Below are 18,249 nucleotides of genomic sequence, written 5' to 3' on the forward strand. Positions count from 1 at the left end.
CAAAGTGTCCCGGTCAAATCCTTCGATCCACGAAATCCGCCCGTCAGGTTGGCTCGTCATCGCGTATCAGTGGATTCACTGAGTTGTACAAAAGATACGGGAAAGGATCGTGAAGGATTGGGGTGCCTAGGATTGAGCTACTGGGGATGACGAACGGGTCGTCACAGGAGCGGCCAGCAGCAAAGGCCCTGATCAGAATAGTTAGGATTTCAACGCAGCAACTTGAGGAGACGGACTTGAAAACAAGATACCTTGCGCTAGCGGTCGCAGCCACTGCATTCGGGGCAAGCGGCGCGTATGCCCAATCGAGCGTTCAGCTCTACGGCCTGATGGACCTGAGCGTGCCGACTTACCAGTCGCACGCGGACGCGAACGGCAATCATGTCATCGGCATGGGTATCGGCGGTGAACCGTGGTTCAGCGGTAGCCGCTGGGGCATGAAGGGCGCTGAGGATATCGGCGGCGGCACGAAGATCATCTTCCGGTTGGAAAGCGAATACGTTGTGGCCAACGGTCAAATGGAAGACCCGGGTCAGCTCTTCGACCGCGACGCGTGGGTCGGCGTTGAGAACGACACGTTCGGCAAGATCACGGCAGGCTTCCAGAACACCATCGCACGCGATGCAGCGGCGATCTACGGCGACCCGTATGGCAGCGCGCGCCTGACGACGGAAGAGGGCGGCTGGACGAACGCGAACAACTTCAAGCAGATGATTTTCTACGCGGCCAGCGCGACTGGCACGCGTTATGAAAACGGCGTCGCGTGGAAGAAGCTCTTTGACAACGGCATCTTCGCAAGCGCGGGTTACGCGTTCGGCAACCAGACGAGCTTCGGCACCAACGCTAATTATCAGGCTGCACTGGGCTATAACGGCGGCCCGTTCAATGTGTCGGGCTTTTATAGCCACGTGAACCGCGAGGGCAACACGAACCAGTCGTTCTCGGTCGGTGGCAACTATACGTTCGGTATTCTGCGCGCCAACGCCGGTTACTTCCGTTACCTCGGCAATCAGGGCGCGCTGGGTCAGCGTCAGGATAACGCGTGGACCGTGTCGCTCAAGCTGTCGCCGAAGGGTCCGCTCGATTACCAACTCGGCTATCAGCAGATGCGCGTGAAGAATGCCGCGTACAACGCCGACGGCGATATTCCGAACGCGAACATCGGCGCCTTCGACCCGACCTCGGGCTTGCACAACGGTTGGAAGGAAACGCTGTACTGGTCCGCGTTTTATCACCTGTCCAAGCGCACCGAAGTCTATGTGGCCGGCGACTATATGAGGCTGCATGGCGGCTATACGGTTGCCACCACGTTCGGCGCGACGAACCAGCTCGAACTGACCACGGGTGTGCGTACCCGGTTCTGATCGGGAACACAGCCTCGCAGCACATCCGTTTCAATTGATGTTCTCCAGCTTGCGGCCGCGGACCTTTCCGCGGCCGCATTTTCGTTTCTGCAGGCGAGGGAGAGGCATGTTCAGCAATACAACTATCCGGACCGCGCTCACGGTCACTATCGCCGGCTACACCGCCGCGTTGATACTCGTGATCGCAATATCTGTCGCTGGTTTGAAGACCACCAACGCGGCGCTCGAGAAGATGTACAGCGAAGAGACCGTTGCGCTACGCCACATCGCCGCGAGCGGCGAAGCGCTTTTGACGGTGCGTGTCGATCTCGGTGCCTACGAAACGCTCGTTGCGCAGGGAAAGCCCACCGACGCGGTGCTTGCTCGCGTCCATGCCGGGTTGGCAGACAGCGATCGTGAGCTGGCGGCTTATCTGACGCAGCCTGCGTCGAGCGACGCAGAGAAGGAACTGGCCGACGCGTTGCGCGCAAAGCGCGGGCAGTTGATGAAACAGGTGCTTGTGCCCGAAATCACGGCGCTCGACCAGAACGATTTCATGACGTTCCGGACGACGGAGCGTCAGGCGCCCGACGCGGTGTTCAGCGACTATAAACGCGCCGAACTCGCGCTGGAGAACTTGCTGGTGCGGCACCAGGAAGCACGCTTCACATCGGCCCAGCAACATTTTCGTCTGTTGTGCTGGGTATTCGCTGCAATCGGACTTGTCGCGCTTATGCTTGGACTGGTCACGCGCTTTATGGTGACGACATCGATCGTGCGGCCGATCAACGCGGTAATTCAGCACTTCGAGCGGATTGCGGCGGGTGACCTCACCGGGCGGATCGCCGGCGTGGGCGTCAACGAAATGGGCCGCCTGATGGGCGCGCTTGCCCGCATGCAGGAGAGTCTCGTTGCCGCCGTCAGTCAGGTTCGGTCCGGCACGGCGGCAATCGCCCACGGCGTGCACGAGATCGCAAGCGGCAATGCCGACCTGTCGGCGCGCACCGAACAGCAGGCCGCGACGCTCCAGGAGACCGCATCGAGCATGGAGGAATTGACCGCGACGGTGAGACAGAACGCCGACAACGCGCGGCAGGCCAGCACACTCGCCGAAAACGCCTCGCAAACCGCGGCGCGCGGCGGCGAAGTGGTCGATCAGGTCATCGATGTGATCGCGGACATGTCGTCGGGGTCGAACAGGATCGTCGACATCATCGGCGCGATCGAAGGCATCGCTTTCCAGACCAACATACTCGCACTGAATGCCGCCGTGGAAGCCGCGCGTGCCGGCGAGGAGGGGCGTGGATTCGCCGTGGTGGCAGGCGAAGTACGTGCACTAGCGCAGCGCTCGGCGGCCGCGGCGAAAGAGATCAGGGAACTGATCGTGAGTTCGGTGGCGAAGGTCGAGAATGGATCCGAACTTGCCACTCGCGCCGGTGCGACCATGGCGGAGATCGTCAGCGCTGCGCGCAACGTGACCCATATCGTGAGCGAAATCAGCGTGGCTTCGGAAGAACAGTCGCGGGGCATCGAGCAGATCAACCGGGCGGTGACGCAGATGGACGAGGCGACCCAGCAGAATGCCGCGCTGGTCGAACAGGCCGCGGCTGCCGCGGCGTCGCTGGAGGAGCAGGCGGCTGCGCTTGACGGCGCGGTTGCGGTGTTCCGAATGACCGAACCGCTGAATTCTCCGAGCGAGCAGACCGGCAGGCGGACTGTGGCGGTTTCCGGACTTTCGACCGCTTGCGCATGACGATGCCCGCGTCATCGATGCGACCTGCTACCGGCAAAGCCAGGGCAGCGCAACCTGTGAGGTGATTGAAGGTCCAAGCGGAAGAGAGTGCTGTGCCAGGAGGTGCGAAATGGACACTCGATCGATGCTGCGCGCGGTTGCGGCCGTTTTGCTCGGAGGAATGGTTCTCTTTGGCATCGGCGGTTGCGACGCGTTGAGCGGGCCGCCCGCGCTGGAATGGCCGGGTCCACACGCACCGTATCCCTTCCCTGACGATGTTCCGCATCGAACGTCGTGATTCCAGCGACGCCCTCAGGAAGTGAACGCGTTCCTTCGACAGCGACTGGCGTGGTCAAGTTTGCGGAGATAGACGCGGCCACGTGACATCACATCGGTATCCTGATCAAAATTCTTTCGCTGAAGCTTCATTCCCCCTCCGGCAGTATCGCGTTGCGATGCGGTGCTTCAGCGCTTCGCAACGGGCTGAAATCTCGGCCTCATTCTCTGCGCGAATTCTGAACTCTCAGATCGGGCCGATTGCCTGGCCGATCACTCAACCCGGCGACATAAAAAAGTGCATTGAATCAACGATTTGCATTGTGATCGCTCGGGGTCGCATTTTGGCACGGTGTTTGCTCAATTCCACCCTTCTAACACCCAGCTCGTAACGGCCGCAGTCCCACGACGCGCCGGACACCGTATCGAAACGCGATGGCGCTACAAGAGCCCGCCGCGCCAAATCAAGGAGACATGCTTTGTCGACAACTTCACACTCGTCGGACCATTCACGGCCGGCCCCCGCGCAGCGAACCGAAAACGCCACCCGATTCTGGCCCGAAGGCTGGTGGAAGCTGATGGAATATAGAATCGGCATCATCCCGTTGCCGGTCTATTTCATTCTTCTCGCGTTGATCACCGGGTTTGCGGTGACGGGCAAGATCCCGGGCGAGATTTCAATGGCGATCGCCGTGCTCGCGTTCTTCGGCTTCACCTGCGCCGAGCTGGGCAAGCGTCTGCCGCTTCTGCGCAATGTCGGCGCGGCTGCGATCTGCGCGACGTTCGTGCCTTCCGCTCTCACTTACTATCATCTGTTGCCAAAGCCGATTCTCGGCCTCACGACCGAGTTCACGAAGTCGACCAACTTCCTTTATCTGTTCATCGCGTCGATCATCGTCGGCAGCATTCTCAGCATGGACCGGCGCGTGCTGATCAAGGGCTTCCTCAAGATCTTCGTGCCGCTCGCACTGGGCTCGATGGCCGCATGCATCGTTGGAATTGCAGTCGGCTCGGCATTCGGACTCGGCGTTCGCCATACGCTGCTGTACATCGTCGTGCCGATCATGGCAGGGGGTGTCGGTGAAGGCGCTATTCCGCTGTCGGTTGGCTATTCGGAAATCATGCATCTGCCGCAGGGCGATCTGTTTGCCCAGGTGTTGCCGCCCGTGATGCTCGGCAGCCTCACCGCCATTGTTTTCTCCGGCGCGCTGGACATGCTCGGTAAGCGATTTCCCCATCTCACCGGCGAGGGGCGCCTGCAAGTGGGCGAGACGGACGAAATGGACCCCGTCCAGGAGGAGATTCGCGGCCATGTTGACGTGACGCATATCGCAGCAGCCGGTATCACGGCGATCACGCTTTACCTGCTCGGCTTGATGTGCCGCAATCTCTTCGGTGTGCCCGCACCGGTCGCCATGCTGTTTCTCGCGGTGCTGGTCAAACTGGCGCGCGCGGTCTCGCCGCCATTGCAGGAGGGCGCGTTCGTCGTCTACAAGTTCTTTTCGACCGCTGTGACGTATCCGCTGCTGTTCGCGATCGGCGTCGCGATGACGCCGTGGGACAAGTTGATCGCTGCATTCACGCTGGCCAACATCGTGACGATCGTCGCGACGGTGGCGACGCTGATGGGCACCGGCTTTCTGGTTGCTCGCAAGCTAAAGATGTACCCTATCGACACAGCGATCGTGAATGCATGTCACAGCGGCCAGGGCGGCACCGGCGACGTCGCGATCCTGACGGCGGCGAACCGGATGCAACTGATGCCCTTCGCGCAGATCGCCACGCGCATCGGCGGCGCCATCGTCGTCACGCTGACGCTGATCGTGCTCGCGCATATCGGATGACGGCTCGCGATTCGGTGCGGCGCAATGGCCGCGCAGCGCAAGCTGCCGGCTCTTCAGCTGGGGTGCGGGACTCACGCGCTCCGGTTCGTCGGGCATCGGAGATTCGCGAGGTTGAACATCAAGTGAGAATAAGAGGCATACCGCTGTGGGGATGGGCGGTCGCGGCTCTGCTGTATGTCGGCGTGGCTGCAGCGACGGCTCACTTCGCGTGGAATCGCGCAATCGATGAACTCACCGAGGCTGGCGCGCATCAGCTCGATCTGTACGGCGCGAGCCTGAAAAGCGAGCTGGGGCGCTTCGAGATGATGCCCGCCATCGTCGCCCGCCAGGACAGCGTCCGCGCGCTGCTTAACGCTGGGCCGCGCGCCGCGCCGGAACTCGTGCACACGGTCAATACTTATCTCGAAGCGGTGAATCAGGAGGCCGGGAGCGTGGCCGTGGACGTCATCGACCTGCAGGGTTCCGTGATTGCCGCGAGCAACTGGAATCAGGCAGTCAGCTTTGTCGGCACCAACGTCTCGTACCGGCCTTACTTCAAGGACGCCCTCGCGTACGGCGCCGGTCGTTTCTTCGGCATCGGCACTAACACGGGCATCCCTGGGCTGTATTTCGCAAGCGCCGTGCGCGAGGCCGGCAAGCCAATCGGCGCCGCGGCAGTCAAGGTCAGTGTCGACGAACTCGAATCGGCGTGGCGAAGACCGGGCGAGGCCGCGATGGTGATCGACGGCAACGGCGTGATCGTCATCTCGACGGTGCCGGAATGGAAATTCACCGCGTTGCGGCCCATCACCGCGCAGCAGCAACGCGAGATTCAGGCTTCGCGGCAATACGCGGGCCGCAGTGTCGAGGCACTTCGATACCGTCGCGTGGGCGACTGGGGAACGACGGCCTGGTTCGGGCGCTTTCCGGACCCGCGCGGTTCCGGACATACAACGCCTTATCTCGTGATGTCGCGGCCGGCCCCGCAGGCGGGTGATTCGATCATGGTGCTGCTCGACGTCGCCGGCGCGCGCCGTCAACAGCAGCTCGCGCTCGGCTTCGTGACCGGCGGTTTCCTGATCGCCGGGCTCTACGTCCTGTACGCAATGCAGCGGCGCCGGACGATCGCGGAAAAACTCAAGGCGCAGGACGCGTTGCGCCGCGCCAATGACGACCTGGAGATGACAGTCGCGCAACGGACGGCGGCGCTGACGATCGCGAACGAACGCATGCAGCAGGAGATCGCCGAGCGCAAACGAACCGAGCAGCGCCTGCGCGAATCGCAGCAGGAGGTCGTGCATGCGGGCAAGCTGGCCGTGCTTGGGCAGATGGCAGCGGGCCTCACGCACGAGTTGAGTCAGCCGCTCGTCGCGATCCGCACGCTCTGCGACAACGCCCGCACATTTTTCGAACGGAATCAGCCGGCGCCCGCGATGGCCAATCTCGAGCGCATTTCGCGGCTCGTCGACAGCATGGCCGTGCTGACCGGAGAGCTGAAGGCTTTTGCGCGCAAGCCGGTGGTCGAGCGTGTCGCGGTGTCGCTCAATGAAGCCGTGGCGCACGCGGGGCTCATCTACGAAGCGCGGATCCGCGACGAAGCGGTGCAGCTCGACGTGAAGATCCCGCTTGGTACGACCGTGTGCGCGGAAGCGAGCCAGTTGCAGCAGGTGATCGTCAATCTGCTCGGCAATGCGCTCGATGCGGTGCGCAACCAGGACAAGCGTGTCATCACGCTCGAAGCAGTGAAGTCGGGCGAGGAGGGCCGTGTGCTCTTCTCGATTGCCGACAGCGGCACGGGCATTGCGCAGGAAGTGCTCGATCACCTGTTCGAACCGTTCGTCACGACCAAGCCGCGAGGCCACGGCCTGGGGCTGGGTCTCGCGATTACGTCGCGCATCGTCGAAGCGTTCGGCGCGAAGATCTGCGCCGCCAATCGTGAGGAAGGCGGCGCGCAGTTCAGTATCGAATTTGCATCGGTGACGTCGCAGCAGCAAACGTCTTGCATGGGACCAGAGTCGGAGACACCACATGGGAGATGAGATTCGAGTCCTCGTCGTCGAGGACGATGAGAACGTCCGGTTCGGCGTCCAACAGGCCGTCGAACTCGCGGGATTGAGCGTAAACGCTTACGAGTCGGCGGCGGACGCGCTCACCGAAGTCGCCCCCGGTGCGCCGCTCGTGATCGTATCGGACCTGAGGATGCCGGGGATCGACGGCATGCAACTGCTCGATAAAGTGATGGCGATCGACGCGCAGATCCCCGTCGTTCTGATCAGCGGGCATGCGGACATATCGACGGCAGTGGGTGCGATGCAGGTCGGCGCCTACGACTTTATCGAAAAGCCGTTCTCGTCCGACCATATCGCACGCAGGGTGGCCCGCGCCGTCGAGAAGCGCCGCCTGACTCTCGAAGTGCAAGGCTTGCGAGCCGTACTCGACAACTGGCAGGGCATCGAAGCATTGGTTCTCGGCAAGTCGCAGGCGATGGCCGAAGTGCGCAAGAAGATCCTGCGTCTCGCCGATACTTCAGTATCGGTGCTGATCACCGGCGAGACGGGCACGGGCAAGGAGTTGATCGCGCGTAGCCTGCACGACTTCGGCGGCAGGCGTGACAAGCATTTCGTCGCGCTCAACTGCGGCGGCTTGCCGGAACAGATCTTCGAGAGCGAGTTGTTCGGCCATGAAGCCGGAGCATTCACCGGCGCGATCAGGAAGCGCATCGGCAAGATCGAATGGGCCCATGGCGGGACGCTCTTTCTCGACGAAATCGAAACCATGCCGGTGTCGTTGCAGATCAAGATGCTGCGGGTGCTTCAGGAACGCACGGTCGAGCGTCTGGGTGCAAACGAGTCGATCCCGGTCGATTGCAGGATCGTTGCGGCGTCGAAGGCGGATCTTCTTGCGCTTTCGACAGAGGGACTCTTTCGCTCCGACCTGCTTTATCGTTTGAATGTCGCGCAGATCGAGCTGCCGCCTTTGCGGGAACGTCGCGAAGACGTGCCTTTGCTGTTCGAGCATTTCGTGCTCGCAGCCGCGCGCCGGTTTGGACAGCCCGCGCCCATCGTGTCCGCCTCGCAGCTCTCAGAACTGATGACGCACCCGTGGCGCGGCAACGTGCGCGAATTGCAGAACGTCGCGGACCGCTTCGTGCTCGGCCTGACCGGCGACAGCCTGTTGGCGCCGGGCGGCAACGCGAGCAAAGGCGGAACCCTTGCCGAGCAGCTCGCTTACTTCGAGCGGATGCTGATCGAAGACATGCTGCGGCGTCATAACGGCAATGTCGCACAAGCCAGCGTCGAACTGGGCACGCCGAAGAAGACGCTCTATCACAAGCTTCGCCAGCTCAGGATTGCAGCTCGTGACGTGCCGGGCGAAGAGAGCGAAGTCGACAGGCAATCACCAGGAGGCGAGTAGCGCAAGCATGGATCGGATACAGCTGACAACACATGAACCTATCGAGGGTTACCTGATCAAGGGCATGACGCACGCACAAAAGACGTTCCGGCCGGGCGACTGGCCCGAGCGTCTGACCGGTGTCATCACGCTGTTCGTCGGTGAACGGCGGCCCGGCATTCATATCGCCTGCACGCGCCTCGCGATGCCTGTGGTCGACTCCGGGCTCAAATGCCTTTTCGTTTCGGACGACTTGCGGTCCATCTGCCCCGATGCATTCGAGTTTGTGATGCGATTTGCGAAGGACAACGATTTGCCGGTCGACGTCCGTCGCGCGCAAGAGCCTCCACCCAGCGATGCCTCGTCCCCATCGCCTGGAGATAGTGCTGATGCACCAGCGCTGTGCGTCTGCGCGTCAAAACAAGTCGTCCCGGCGGAGATAGACACCGCGTAGTACGGCGGTCTTTGCCCCGGAAAGGCCGCAAACTCAATATTCGTCCTGCATGGCATGGCCTTTGCATATTGCTGATGCAAAGGATCAAAGGCGATCCCTCCTCATTGCAGTTCATAGCAGCACCCTGACAACGAGCTTTGGACAACGGCGTCCCCTGGAACCAGTCATCCGACCGGTTCTGCGGGACGCTTTTTTTGTTTGTGGAACGACGATGGCCAACAAAGCAATCCGGATAGACCTTTTCAGTCTGCGCACGCCCCCGATGCGCGCCTTCCACCTGACGTGGATGGCGTTCTTCGTCTGCTTCTTCGCGTGGTTCGCGTGTGCGCCGTTGATGCCGGTCATCAAGCGCGAGTTCGGGCTGTCCGCCGACCAGGTCGCCAACATCAATATCGCCGCGGTCGCCGTCACGATCCTGGTGCGCCTAGTGATCGGTCCGATGTGCGACCGCTATGGGCCGCGCAAGGTCTATTCCGCTCTGCTGGTGGCGGGCGCGTTTCCCGTGCTCGGCGCCGCGCTGTCCACCGGCTATGAAAGCTTCCTGTTGTGCCGCCTGCTCATCGGCGCGGTGGGCGCCTGCTTCGTCATCAGCCAGTACCACACCTCGATGATGTTCGCGCCGAATGTCGTTGGCACCGCCAACGCGGCGACGGCAGGGTGGGGCAATACCGGAGCCGGCGCCGCGCAGGCGCTCGTGCCGCTGCTGCTGGCGGCGGCCATCATGCTCGGCATAGAACAGTCGTCAGCGTGGCGCCTCGCGCTGCTTGTTCCGGCGCTCGCGATGCCGGTCATGGCCGCGTTCTACTGGCGCTTCACGCAGGACTGCCCGCAAGGCAACTTCGCAGCACTGCGCGCGCGCGGCATCGTCATCGACGGCGGCAAGAAGGGCGGCTGGGCGAGCTTTCGCGCGGCCTGCGCGAACTATCGCGTGTGGATGCTGTTCATCACGTACGCGGCGTGCTTCGGCGTCGAGGTATTTTTTCACAACATCGCCGCGATCTATTACGTCGACCATTTCCACCTGTCGCTGAAGGCGGCGGGCCTCGCCGCCGGCAGCTTCGGGCTGCTCGCACTGTTCGCCCGCGCGTTGGGCGGCTGGCTGTCGGACCAGACGGCTGCGCGTCGGGGCCTCGGCGTCCGCACGACCCTGCTATGCGCGCTGATGGTCGGCGAAGGTCTCGGCCTCGTGTGCTTTGCGCACACGAACAGCATTGCCTCGGGCCTGCTCGCCATGCTGGTTTTTGGCCTGTTCACCCACATGGCCTGCGGCGCGACCTACGCGCTGGTCCCGTTCATCGACCGTAAGGCGTTGGGTGGTGTGGCCGGCATCATCGGCGCCGGCGGCAATGTCGGCGCGGTCGCTGCGGGCTTTCTGATGAAGGGCGTCGGCAGTATCCAGCAGACACTCGCGATGCTCGGCGTGCTTGTCACGCTGTCCGCTCTGTGCGCGCTGGCGGTGCGCTTCAGCGGCGAGCACAAGGCGCGCGAAGCGGCGCTGCGCGAGCGCGCGCTGGCCGCCGCCAGTAGCCAAGGCGTGACGAATTGATGGGCGCTTTTTCGTGCTCGCGCGGATGCCTGGCGGCGGACGCGCGTCGTCTGTGAAAGCAGGGCACTCAAGGACAGGCTGCACGGAGAAGGTGCTGCGCCGCACCATCATCGCGCTCTGCTGCATCAGAATGCATCAAGGCGCGTTGAGCGCAAGCGCGGTGCAAAACGCCGTTTAGCCGTGCGGGGCGCGCCACGGCAGCGGGCTTGTCCTCCTATGGCATGGTGCTTGCGTGAAAGATGCTGCGGATCAACGGCGGTCCGGCCAGCATGCAGCAAAAAGTCTCTCTTTAGATCACTGGTTTTTGGACAACGGCGTCCCCCGAATTCAGTCGCACTTGCGATTGCATCCGCGGGACGCCTTTTTATTTGCCGGACAAATCATGCCGCGAACCGCGTTGGAAATGGATGAAACTCCCGTCACGAACGTTGTCGTGATTGGCCACGGGATGGTGGGTCACAAGCTTCTCGAATGTCTGGTCGACGACTCGCGCGCCGCGCTGCACATCACGGTGCTGTGCGAAGAACCGCGTCCCGCTTACGACCGCGTGCACCTGTCCGAGTTCTTTTCCGGCAAGTCCGCGGATGACCTGTCGCTCGTCAAGCCGGGCTTCTTCGAGCGTGAGAACGTGCTGCTCAGGCTCGACACGAAGGCGGTCTCGATCGACCGGGAAGCCCACACGGTGAGCCTCTCGACCGGCGAGACGCTGTCTTACGACAAACTCGTCCTCGCCACCGGTTCCTCGCCGTTCGTTCCGCCGATGGCAGGCAGCGATCGTCAGGACTGCTTTGTCTATCGCACCATCGAAGATCTCGAAGCGATGCAGGCATGCGGCGCGCGGGCGAAGTCGGGGGTCGTGGTGGGCGGCGGCCTGCTCGGCCTCGAGTGCGCGAAGGCGCTGCACGACATGGGACTGGCTGCGCATGTCGTCGAGTTTGCGCCGCGTCTGATGGCAGTGCAGGTCGATGAAGGCGGCGGACAGATGCTGCGCGGCAAGATCGAGGAACTGGGCGTGCAGGTCCACACCGGCAAGCATACGCTCGCGATCGTCGACGGCGAGTCGGGCACGCACCGCATGCAGTTCGCCGACGGCACGCATCTCGACACCGACATGATCGTGTTCTCCGCCGGCATCCGTCCGCGCGACGAGATCGCGCGCGCATGCGGCCTCGAACTGGGTCCGCGCGGGGGCATCGCGATCGATGCGAGCTGCCGCACCAGCGATCCCGACATCTACGCGATCGGCGAATGTGCTGCGTGGAACGGCATGGTGTACGGGCTCGTCGCGCCAGGTTATGACATGGCGCGCGTGGCGGCGAAGCATCTGCTCGGCGACGACGCGGGCTTCGCCGGCGCGGACATGAGCACCAAGCTCAAGCTGATGGGCGTGGACGTCGCCAGCATCGGCGATGCGCACGGCAGGACGCCGGGCAGCCGCTCGTACCAGTTCAGCGACGAACGCAAACAGGTCTACAAGAAGCTGGTGGTGTCCGAGTGCGGCAAGCAGCTTCTCGGTGCCGTGATGGTGGGCGACGCGACCGAATACGGCACGCTGCTGCAGATGATGCTCAACAGCATCGAGCTGCCCGAAGCACCGGAATTCCTGATCCTGCCGCAAAGCGACGGCAACGCCAGGCCCGGACTCGGCGTCGACGCGCTGCCCGAGGCCGCGCAGATCTGCTCGTGCAACAACGTTTCCAAAGGCGAAATCTGCGCCGCCGTGTGCGCGGGCGCGACCGACATCGGCGCGCTCAAGTGCGCGACCACCGCCGGCACGTCGTGCGGCGGCTGCGTGCCGCTCGTCACGCAGGTGATGAAGGCCGAGATGAAGAAGCAGGGTCTCGCGGTCAACAACCACCTGTGCGAGCACTTCCCGTACTCGCGGCAGGAGCTGTATCACATCGTGCGCGTCGAGCGCGTGAAGACCTTTGGCGAGTTGCTGGCGAAGCATGGCCATGGTCTCGGCTGCGACATCTGCAAGCCGGCGGTGGCCGGCATCCTGGCTTCGTGCTGGAACGAGTTCGTGCTGAAGAAGGAACACGCGAGCCTGCAGGACTCGAACGACTACTACCTCGCGAACATCCAGCGTGACGGCACGTATTCGGTGGTGCCGCGCATGCCGGGCGGCGAAGTCACGCCCGAAGGTCTGATCGCCGTCGGCCAGGTCGCGAAGAAATACGGCCTCTATACGAAGATCACCGGGGGCCAGCGGGTCGATCTGTTCGGCGCGCGCGTCGATCAACTGCCGCTGATCTGGGAAGAGCTGATCGCCGCCGGTTTCGAATCGGGTCACGCGTACGGCAAGTCGCTGCGCACGGTGAAGTCGTGCGTCGGCTCGACGTGGTGCCGCTACGGCGTCGGCGATTCGGTGGGGCTCGCCGTTGCGATGGAAAACCGCTACAAGGGCTTGCGCTCGCCGCACAAGCTCAAGTTCGGCGTGTCGGGCTGCACCCGCGAATGCGCGGAAGCGCAGGGCAAGGACGTCGGCATCATCGCCACCGAGAAGGGCTGGAACCTCTACGTGTGCGGCAACGGCGGCATGAAGCCGCGTCACGCCGAACTGCTCGCGTCGGATTTGGACCGCGAGACGCTGGTGCGCTACATCGACCGCTTCCTGATGTTCTACGTGCGTACCGCCGACCGTCTGCAACGCACCAGCGTGTGGCGCGACAACCTCGAAGGCGGCCTCGACTACCTGATCGACGTCGTCGTGCACGACAAGCTGGGACTTGCTGTGGAGCTGGAAGCGGAAATGCAGCACGTGATCGACACCTACGAGTGCGAGTGGAAGAGGGCGGTGACCGATCCCGAGACGCGCAAGCGCTTCCGTCATTTCGTCAACAGCGACAAGCTCGACGAGAACGTGAGCTTCGTCGAGGAGCGTGGCCAGATTCGCCCCGCGACGCCGCAAGAGCGGCAAGCGAGGCAGATCCCGATCCCCGTAGTCGTCGAAACCGCCTGACCCTTCACCACAACCTGATGTGAGGAACCCAGCATGAGCAACGATCAGACTTCACAATCCTGGATGCCCGTGTGCGCGCTCGACGACATCGTTCCGAATACCGGTGTCTGCGCGCTGGTGAATGGCGAGCAGGTTGCGGTTTTTCATGTCGCGCACGGTGATGGCGGCGTGTTCGCGATCGACAACTTCGATCCTGGTTCGCACGCGGCAGTTCTGTCGCGCGGACTGATCGGCAGCCTCGGCGAGCGCATCGTGGTGGCCTCGCCGATCTACAAGCATCATTTCGATCTGCGCACCGGCGAATGCCTGGAGGTGCCCGAGCATTCCGTCAGCGCGTACCGGGTGCGCGTCGAGAGTGGCAAGGTGTGGGTCGCGGCATGAGGCACGAAGTCGATGCGCTGATCTCGGCAGGCGCCTCGTTGGCCGCGCCTGGCCGCCCGCGCCTCGTGGTGGTCGGCAACGGCATGGCCGGCATGCGCACTGTCGAGGAACTGCTCAAGCTCGCGCCGGACCTGTATGACATCACCGTATTCGGCGCCGAACCATACGGCAACTACAACCGCATCCTGCTCTCGCCGGTGCTTGCGGGCGAGAAGAGTGTCGACGACATCATCCTCAACGCGCGTGACTGGTATCGGGAGAACGGCATCCGGCTGTATGCCGGCGACCCGGTGGTGTCGATCGATCGCCGGCGCCGCATCGTGCGCTCGCAAGGCGGCATCGAGGTGGGCTACGACCGGCTCCTTATTGCGACCGGCTCGAAGCCTTTCCTGGTTCCGGTGCCGGGTCACCAACTGCCGGGTGTGATCGCGTTTCGTGACATCCAGGATGTCGAAACGATGCTCGCCGCCGCACGCAGCCACCGTTACGCAGTGGTGATCGGCGGTGGCCTGCTCGGACTGGAGGCGGCGAACGGGTTGATGCGCCAGGGCATGTCGGTGACGGTCGTGCATGTGATGGACAGCCTGATGGAGCGCCAGCTCGACAGGAGCGCGTCGGTCCTGCTGCAGCAGGCGCTGGAGAAGAAGGGCCTGCGTTTCCTGCTGAAGGCCACTACCGCTGAAATCGTCGGACCGGATCGCGTCACCGCGGTGCGTTTCGATGATGGCTCGGAGATTCCCGCGGACCTGGTTGTGATGACGGCCGGCGTGCGCCCGAATATCGAACTCGCGAAACAGGCCGGCCTGCACTGCGAACGTGCAATCGTCGTCGACGATACGCTGCAGACCTACGATCCGCGTGTCTACGCCGTCGGCGAGTGCGTGCAGCACCGCACGGCAACCTTCGGCCTCGTCGCGCCGATCTGGGACCAGGCGCGCGTGTGCGGCGCGCATCTCGCCGGCGCGGGCCATCGCCGTTATGTGCAGCGCGCGACCGCGACCAAGCTGAAAGTCACCGGCGTCGACCTGTATTCCGCCGGCGACTTCATCGGCGGCCCGGACAGTGAAGACCTGGTGCTGCGCGATCCGCGGCGCGGCGTCTACAAGCGCCTCGTGATCGAGGATAACCGGGTGGTCGGCGCGGTCCTCTATGGCGACGTCAAGGAGGGCGCGTGGTATTTCGAACTGATCCAGAACCGCATCGACATCTCTTCGCTGCGCAGCCAGCTGCTGTTCGGCAAAGCCCTCTGCGAGATGCAGCCCGCCTGAACGAGAGGCCGCTTGAAGCGGAATCCAACGTGAGTTTCCCCATCGCTATTTCCAGCGCGCCTGACGGCAGCCGTGACGCTGTCAGGACCACCTGTCCATACTGCGGCGTCGGTTGCGGCGTGCGCGCGAGCGCGCGCCCGGATGGCCGGCATGAAATCGCCGGTGACGAACTGCACCCGGCGAACTTCGGCCGCTTGTGCGTGAAAGGCTCGGCGCTCGGCGAAACGATCGGACTCGACGGACGGCTTCTCTATCCGAAGCTGCGCGAACCCGCGAGCGGTGCATTGCGAGATGTGTCATGGAGTGATGCGCTCGACACTGTTGCCGGTGGCTTTCGCCGGATCATCGATCAGCACGGACCGGATGCCGTCGCGCTTTACGTATCGGGACAGTTGCTGACCGAGGACTACTACGTCGCCAACAAACTGATGAAGGGCTATGTCGGCAGCGCGAATATCGACACCAATTCGCGTCTGTGCATGTCGTCGTCCGTCGCAGGACATAAGCGGGCCTTTGGCGAAGATCTCGTGCCGGTGTGCTACGAGGATCTCGAACTGGCGGATCTGGTCGTGCTGGTCGGTTCGAATACGGCGTGGTGCCATCCGATCCTGTTCCAGCGCATCGTCAAGATCAAGGAAGCGCGGCCCGATATGAAGGTGGTCGTGATCGATCCGCGCTACACCGCGACTTGCGAAATGGCCGACTTGCATCTGCCGCTGAGCGCGGGCACCGACGTCCGGCTGTTCAACGGCTTGCTCAGCTTTCTCGCGGAACATGGCGCGACGGACGAGCAGTTCGTCGGTGCGCATACGACTGGCTTTCCGGAGGCGCTAGGCGCCGCTTCAGCCGGCGCGCCAGGCGGGTTCGATCTCGCGCAATGCGCCAGGGCCTGCAAGGTCGATCCGCACGATCTCCTCGAGTTCTATCGCCTGTTCGCGCGCACCGAGCGCGTGGTGACGGTGTACTCGCAGGGCGTGAACCAGTCGACCTCCGGCACGGACAAGGTCAACAGCATCATCAATTGCCATCTGCTGACCGGCCGGATCGGCAAACCGGGGATGGGGCCGTTCTCGTTCACCGGCCAGCCGAATGCGATGGGTGGGCGCGAGGTCGGCGGTCTCGCGAACACGCTAGCTGCGCATCTCGAACTCGACCAGCCGGAGCATCGCGAACTGGTGCAGCAATTCTGGGGCGCGCCTGTCATTGCGTCGCGGCCGGGGCTCAAGGCCGTCGAGTTGTTCGAGGCAATCGAGCAAGGCCGCATCAAGGCGGTCTGGATCATGGGCACGAACCCGGTGGTGAGCCTGCCCGACGGCGATCAGGCGAAGCGCGCGCTCACGCGCTGCGAACTCGTCGTCTGCTCCGACATCGTGGAGCACACGGATACCAATGCGTTTGCCCACGTCCTGCTGCCGGCGCTCGGCTGGGGAGAAAAGGACGGCACCGTCACCAATTCCGAGCGCAGGATTTCGCGGCAGCGCGCGTTCCTGCCGGCGCCCGGCGAAGCACGCGCTGACTGGCGGATCATCTGCGACGTTGCGCAACGAATGGGCTATGCGGGCTTCGAGTTCGCCAGCCAGCAGGAGATTTTCGATGAGCACGCGCGGCTCAGCGCATGGCGCAATGAAGATAGCCGGAGCGCCGACGCAACGAGCGCCCCACCCGTCGACGGCGGCGTGCGCCGCGCGTTCAACCTGGCCGGCCTCGTCGGCCTCGGTGCCGAAGGTTACGCTGCGATGCAGCCCGTCCAGTGGCCGGTTCTCGCGAAGCATGACACGGCAGCGTCAGGCACCGGGCGTCTTTTTGGCGATCGCCGCTTCAGCCACGCGGACGGTAAGGCGCGCTTCGTCGCCACGCCGCCACGCGCTCCGGCCAACGCACCGGATGACGACTATCCGCTGACGCTGAACACCGGCCGCGTGCGCGACCAGTGGCACACAATGACGCGAACGGGCAAGTCGGAGAAGCTTGCCGGCCATGTCACGGAGGCCTTTGTCGACATGCATCCGCAGGATGCGCTGGCGTGCGGCGTGCGTGAAGGCGATCTCGCGCGGGTATCGAGCCGCTGGGGGGCGATGGTCGCGCGTGTGCAATATGGCGGCGGCATGCCGCGCGGCAGCGTGTTCGTCCCGATCCACTGGAACGATCAGGTGGCCTCCGACGCACGCGTGGGCGCCGTGGTGAATCCATCTGTCGATCCGGTTTCGGGCGAGCCAGAGTTCAAGCACACGCCGGTTCGGGTCGACAAGTTCCACGTCGCCTGGCACGGCTTCTCACTGAGCCGGCAAGCTCCGGTGCTGGATAGCTTCACGTACTGGACGCGCATCCACGGTGCGCAGTTCGTGCGCTACGAACTCGCGGGGCGCAACCCGCTCGCCGACCACGGCGATCGCGGCGCCTGGGCGCGCGCGCTATTTCGCGTCGACGATTCTCACGACGACTGGCTCGAATACGAGGACCGCTCGGCAGGCGTCTATCGCGCGGTTCATCTGGTCGACGACCGCATCGAGAACTGCGTCTTTCTTTCGGCACGTCCTGAATTACCGGCGCGTGAATGGCTCGCGAGTCTGTTTGCGAAGGACAAGCTCGACGAAGCGGACCGTATCGGCGTGTTGCTGGGACAGCCAATCGGCAAAGGCGCCGATACTGGGCCTACGGTTTGTTCGTGCTTCGGGGTCGGGCGCAACACGATCTGCGCGGCGATCCGTGAGCAGGGACTGAAGACCGCCGCAGAGATTACCGCGTGCCTGAAAGCCGGCGGCAACTGCGGGTCCTGCGTGCCGGAACTGAAGAAGCTGCTGGTCGATACTGAACTGGCGCGGCTGAGCGCCGCTTGAGCGGGATGCAAGGCGGCGGCTTTGTCGAGCTGACAAGCATGGATCGAGCTGCCGCCTTTGCGGGAACGTCGCGGACCGCTTCGTGCTCGGCCTGACCGGCGACAGCCTGTTGGCGCCACGCGGCAACGCGAGCAAAGGCGGAACCCTTGCCGAGCAGCTCGCTTACTTCGAGCGGATGCTGATCGAAGACATGCTGCGGCGTCATAATGGCAATGTCTCGCAAGCACGGAACGG

10 protein-coding genes and 2 pseudogenes are annotated in these 18,249 nt (G+C 63.4%); all 12 read left to right on the forward strand.

From position 1 onward, the window contains the following. The first annotated feature begins 236 nt into the window (after window positions 1-236). Window positions 237-1,364: a porin gene (locus L0U81_RS16735; protein WP_233804638.1), complete on the forward strand. Its 1,128-nt coding sequence runs from the start codon at window positions 237-239 to the stop codon at window positions 1,362-1,364. A 106-nt stretch (window positions 1,365-1,470) separates the two neighbouring features. Beyond that, window positions 1,471-3,096: a methyl-accepting chemotaxis protein gene (locus L0U81_RS16740; RefSeq protein WP_233804639.1), complete on the forward strand. Its 1,626-nt coding sequence runs from the start codon at window positions 1,471-1,473 to the stop codon at window positions 3,094-3,096. A gap of 734 nt (window positions 3,097-3,830) precedes the next feature. Continuing rightward, entirely contained in the window at window positions 3,831-5,195 is a 1,365-nt protein-coding gene (locus tag L0U81_RS16745; RefSeq protein ID WP_233804641.1) for a 2-hydroxycarboxylate transporter family protein, read from the forward strand. Between the two features lie 122 nt (window positions 5,196-5,317). Further along, window positions 5,318-7,213, forward strand: coding sequence for a sensor histidine kinase (locus tag L0U81_RS16750; RefSeq protein ID WP_233804643.1), 1,896 nt, complete (start codon window positions 5,318-5,320; stop codon window positions 7,211-7,213). After that, complete coding sequence (locus L0U81_RS16755; RefSeq protein WP_233804645.1) at window positions 7,203-8,588, forward strand: sigma-54-dependent transcriptional regulator; 1,386 nt, start codon at window positions 7,203-7,205, stop codon at window positions 8,586-8,588. The genes L0U81_RS16750 and L0U81_RS16755 overlap by 11 nt, the downstream gene beginning before the upstream one ends. Before the next feature lie 7 nt (window positions 8,589-8,595). Further along, window positions 8,596-8,904: pseudogene (locus L0U81_RS16760) on the forward strand (DUF3579 domain-containing protein); the annotation flags it as partial. Between the two features lie 328 nt (window positions 8,905-9,232). Continuing rightward, complete coding sequence (locus tag L0U81_RS16765; RefSeq protein WP_233804647.1) at window positions 9,233-10,567, forward strand: MFS transporter; 1,335 nt, start codon at window positions 9,233-9,235, stop codon at window positions 10,565-10,567. 403 nt (window positions 10,568-10,970) lie between these two features. Next, window positions 10,971-13,529, forward strand: a complete 2,559-nt coding sequence (nirB, locus tag L0U81_RS16770) for a nitrite reductase large subunit NirB (RefSeq protein WP_233804649.1) — start codon at window positions 10,971-10,973, stop codon at window positions 13,527-13,529. 33 nt (window positions 13,530-13,562) lie between these two features. After that, window positions 13,563-13,910 (forward strand): nitrite reductase small subunit NirD, encoded by a 348-nt coding sequence (nirD, locus tag L0U81_RS16775; RefSeq protein WP_233804651.1) that lies wholly within the window; start codon window positions 13,563-13,565, stop codon window positions 13,908-13,910. Beyond that, window positions 13,907-15,178, forward strand: coding sequence for an NAD(P)/FAD-dependent oxidoreductase (locus L0U81_RS16780; protein WP_233804653.1), 1,272 nt, complete (start codon window positions 13,907-13,909; stop codon window positions 15,176-15,178). Before nirD ends, L0U81_RS16780 begins: the two co-directional genes overlap by 4 nt. Window positions 15,179-15,207: 29 nt before the next feature. Next, on the forward strand, window positions 15,208-18,015 hold the full coding sequence (locus L0U81_RS16785) for a molybdopterin-dependent oxidoreductase (protein WP_233804655.1): 2,808 nt from the start codon (window positions 15,208-15,210) through the stop codon (window positions 18,013-18,015). Between the two features lie 64 nt (window positions 18,016-18,079). After that, window positions 18,080-18,241, forward strand: a pseudogene (locus tag L0U81_RS16790) (helix-turn-helix domain-containing protein); the annotation flags it as partial. Window positions 18,242-18,249 lie beyond the last annotated feature (8 nt).

The sequence above is a fragment of the Paraburkholderia sp. HP33-1 genome (assembly GCF_021390595.1).
GTDB lineage: Bacteria > Pseudomonadota > Gammaproteobacteria > Burkholderiales > Burkholderiaceae > Paraburkholderia.

Bases quoted from the DNA above. Each gene is read 5' to 3' on its own strand.
- L0U81_RS16740 (WP_233804639.1), top strand. From the start codon at position 1,471: ATGTTCAGCAATACAACTATCCGGACCGCGCTCACGGTCACTATCGCC.
- L0U81_RS16755 (WP_233804645.1), top strand. From the start codon at position 7,203: ATGGGAGATGAGATTCGAGTCCTCGTCGTCGAGGACGATGAGAACGTC.
- L0U81_RS16765 (WP_233804647.1), top strand. From the start codon at position 9,233: ATGGCCAACAAAGCAATCCGGATAGACCTTTTCAGTCTGCGCACGCCC.
- nirB (WP_233804649.1), top strand. From the start codon at position 10,971: ATGGATGAAACTCCCGTCACGAACGTTGTCGTGATTGGCCACGGGATG.
- nirD (WP_233804651.1), top strand. From the start codon at position 13,563: ATGAGCAACGATCAGACTTCACAATCCTGGATGCCCGTGTGCGCGCTC.
- L0U81_RS16780 (WP_233804653.1), top strand. From the start codon at position 13,907: ATGAGGCACGAAGTCGATGCGCTGATCTCGGCAGGCGCCTCGTTGGCC.